This window comes from Streptomyces sp. NRRL S-495 (genome assembly GCF_000966955.1).
GTDB lineage: Bacteria > Actinomycetota > Actinomycetes > Streptomycetales > Streptomycetaceae > Kitasatospora > Kitasatospora purpeofusca.
Window position 1 is genome coordinate 1 of the sequence record NZ_JZWY01001027.1, and the last position, 2,336, is coordinate 2,336.

2 pseudogenes are annotated in these 2,336 nt (G+C 74.4%); one reads left to right on the top strand and one right to left on the bottom strand.

Annotated features, from left to right (window positions below):
* The first annotated feature begins 284 nt into the window (after window positions 1-284).
* A pseudogene (locus VR45_RS38275) lies at window positions 285-882 on the top strand (LysE family transporter).
* A 118-nt stretch (window positions 883-1,000) separates the two neighbouring features.
* Here VR45_RS38275 and VR45_RS38280 read toward each other — a convergent pair.
* Window positions 1,001-2,336, bottom strand: a pseudogene (locus tag VR45_RS38280) (coagulation factor 5/8 type domain-containing protein); the annotation flags it as partial.

Sequence of the window (2,336 nt, forward strand, 5' to 3'; positions counted from 1 at the left end):
GCCGGGCCGCCCGCGGCTGCCGGCGGGCGAGCGCCGCCCGGACCGGGTGCGCGATCGACCTGACCGGCCACAGCCACGTCCTCATCGCGACGTCCCCTCCTCCTCGGACCGTTCCCGAGCGCTCCCCAGCGCAACACCGGACGCCCCCGCAGACTCGGTCACCGGACCGAATCCCGCCGATCGGCCACCGGGTCCGTCCCGATAAACCGGTGGCCCGGTCCGGCCGCCGCGCACTACGCTCCCGGCCACTACCCCCCGACCGCCCCGCGCGAACCGGAACCCCCATGACCGACGCCCTGCTCTCCGGGCTCCTCGCCGGCTACGGCATCGCCGTGCCGGTGGGGGCGATCTCCGTCCTGATCGTCACCCTCGCCTCCCGCGTCTCGCTGGCCCGGGGCATGGCCGCCGCCCTGGGCGTGGCCACCGCCGACGGCCTGTACGCCCTGCTCGCGCTGATCGGCGGCGCGACGCTCGCCCCCCTGCTCGCTCCTCGCCGCGCACGGGCTGCGCGCCACCCTCCGCACCCACCGGGCGGACCGGGACCCGGCCGGCCCCCCGCCCCCGGCGCCCGCCTCCCCCTGGCGCACCTACGCCTCGCTGCTCGGCCTGACCCTCCTCAACCCGCTCACCGTGGTCTACTTCAGCGCCCTGGTGCTCGGCGGCCGCACCGGCCCCGGCAGCCTCGCTCCCGGCAGCCTCGGTCCCGGCCTGGTGTTCGTCCTGGCCGCCTTCGCCGCCTCGGCCAGCTGGCAGGCCCTGCTCGCCACCGGCGGCGCCCTGCTCCGCCGCCTCCTGACCGGCCCCCGCGGCCGCCTCCTCACCGGCCTCACCGGCAACCTGGTCGTCCTCGCCCTCGCGCTGCGCCTCGCCCTCCAGCACTGACCTGTCGCACCCGGTACCCGATACCCGGGTCCGGCCGCGCCGCCCCGGCGGCCCGCCGGATCGCGGGCCGCCGGGGCGGCGGTCGGGGGAGGCACCTCGGCGCCGTCCGGGAGGGGTGTTACGGGAAGGAGGTGACCGTGGACGGGGTGGTGGAGGTGCCGGAGGTCGCGCCGCCGGTGCCGTTGATCACGTGCTCGTACTGGCCGTTGCCGCCCAGCGAGACCACCAGCAGGTCGTGGAACCGCACCCCGGGGCGGACCGGGGCCTCGAAGCCGTGGTCCATCCGGATGCTCGGGTCCACGTTGAAGTAGCAGTAGCTGCCGAGGCCCCAGCCCTCGTGGGTGGTGACGTTGTCGTCCACCTTGTAGGCGGCCCAGCCCCTGGTGGCGCCGTTCTGCACGGCGGCCTGGTTCGGGGCGTCGTAGGCGATCTCGTTCTGGAAGAAGATCGTCCGGCCGCGTTCGCCCGACCACTCGACGTCGTACTTCTTGAAGTGCTCGACGAACAGGCCGGTGCCGAGCACGTCGTCGCCGCGCACCAGCAGGCCGTAGTCGGCGGGGTTGACCGTCCAGCCGACGCCGGCGCCGTGGTCGGCGCGCCAGATCCAGGTGTGGTCGACGATCACGTCGTCACTGTTGACCACGATCCCGGCGGTGGCCGAGCCGGCGCCGGCGCCGCCGACCCGGACGAACACGTCCTGGAGGGTGGTCGGGTCGGCGGCGTGGTCGGCGGCCGCGTTGTCCGGTCCGATCTGCACCAGCACCGGCGAGTTGACCGGCCCGGCGTCGACCAGCAGCCCGGCCAGCCGGACACCGTCCACGTCGGCGACCCGGATCGCGGTCACCCCGTTGTCGGGCACCACGGTGGCCAGGCCGAGGCCGAGCACCACGGTGTCCGGGCGGGTCACCTCGATCGGCCGGTCCACGTGGTAGACGCCGGGGGTGAACAGCAGGTCCAGGCCCTGCGCCAGCGCCTGGTTGATGGTGGCCGCCGTCGCGCCCGGCTTGACCAGGTAGAACTGGTTCAGCGGCCGCGAGGTGCCCTGCGGGGTGCCGTCCCAGGAGACGCCCCGGGCGTTGGTCCGCTTCGCCGGGACGAACACCCGGTAGTCGTTGCCGTCCAGGTAGAGGAACGGCTTCTCGCGCGACACCGGGGTGGTGTCGAGGGTGGTGTAGGGCGGGTTGGGGAAGCTCTGCGCGGGCGCGCCCTGGACACCGGAGAACACCTGGTTCCAGACTCCGTTGGAGAACCCGCCGATCGCGCTGTCCCGGGTGTACCACTGCTGCTGCGAGTAGTTGCCGATCTGGCCGTCCACCCGGCTGTCGGCGATGTAGCCGCCGCTGGCCCAACCGTAGCCGTTCGGCGCCAGGTTGAGCCCGCCCTTGACGTGCATCCGGCGGAACGGCGCGGCCTGGGCGACGGCCCAGCGGTCGGTGCCGTTCACCGGATTGAGG